Annotated in this window: 1 protein-coding gene; it reads right to left on the bottom strand. The window is 71.3% G+C overall.

From position 1 onward, the window contains the following. Positions 1 to 414 precede the first annotated feature (414 nt). Positions 415 to 1144 (bottom strand): transposase family protein (locus ABZ070_RS37470; protein ID WP_356640688.1); only part of this gene is annotated, 730 nt, incomplete at its 5' end.

Raw genomic sequence — 1144 nt, 5'->3', positions numbered from 1 at the left:
CCGCGACCGCACGAGGAGTCGGAGCAGAAGCCCCAGCCCCGGGACCGCACACGGGACGGTCAACCCCAGGACACTGCACGGCCGTGAACGGCGCACCAGGTGGCCAGGTCGTGCAGGCCGATACAGGACGGTCCTGCAGGTATCCGGCCGGGCGACCGCAGTCGATGAAGCGGCAGTCCTACACGGCCGGGACACCGGCGTCCGCGGGGCTCGACCGCCAGGGCCACCAGGCAGCGGCCGAGGAAGTCCTCGGCCTCCGCCTCGCAGTTGTTGGGTCGCGCGCTGGAGATCGCGCGCCGCCGCCGGCTATACCGCGCTAACTGGACCCGTGCATGGCCGCAGTATCTCCCAGCCGAGCACGACGGCATGACCGAGCGGAAGTGCGCCGGAGGGGGCGGCAGTTACTGAGCCTTTTCAGCGTTGCCTCTCCAGGGTGAGGACCGCGGCGGCGATGTCCGTCATGCGGTTCGGGCTGCAGCGGCTCCGGCGGAAGATCTGCCAGGACTTCAGGCGGGCGACGCCTCGTTCGACAGGAGCGCGGGCCCGGGCGAGTGCCCGGTTCAGCGTCCGTTCGGTCGGTGACAGTTCGCCGTTGGGCGGGCGGCGGATGGCGGTGGTGGCCCAGGAGCCGGCGCCGATGTAGGCGCGGTCGGCGACGATCGGGACGCCCTGGCGTTCGCAGATTCGGATGATGCAGTGGGTGCGTGCGGCGGTCAGGTCGTGAGCGCGGCCCGCCAGGGCGGGCGAGAGCCACAGCAGCCGGCCGCCGGGATCGGTGACGACCTGCACGTTCACGCCGTGGCGCCGGTGCTTGTGGGAGTAATCGGCGCGTCCGTCGCCCAGGCGGTCGCACTCGCTGAGGGTGCCGTCCAGGAGCACGTAGTCCGGGTCGTGCTCGCGCAGGGTCTTGAGCAGGCCCGGCGCCCGGTCGGCGAGGAGCCGCACGACGGCGGTGGTGTAGGCGTGGGCGGTGCCTACGGATATGCCGAACCCGGCGGCGATCTGCGCGAGAGTGTCGTGCTTGCGCAGGTAGGCGAGAGCGACGAGGGCGCGCTTGTGCGGCGGGAGCTTGCAGCGGCGGTCACCCTCACGGGTGACGATAAGCATCGTGACCCACTCGACCAGTGCATGAGGCAGGTCGAGT

Source organism: Streptomyces sp. NPDC006283 (assembly GCF_040613325.1).
Lineage (GTDB): Bacteria > Actinomycetota > Actinomycetes > Streptomycetales > Streptomycetaceae > Streptomyces.
The sequence above is the reverse complement of the archived record's forward strand: the minus strand, read 5'-3'. Positions and strand labels throughout refer to the sequence as shown.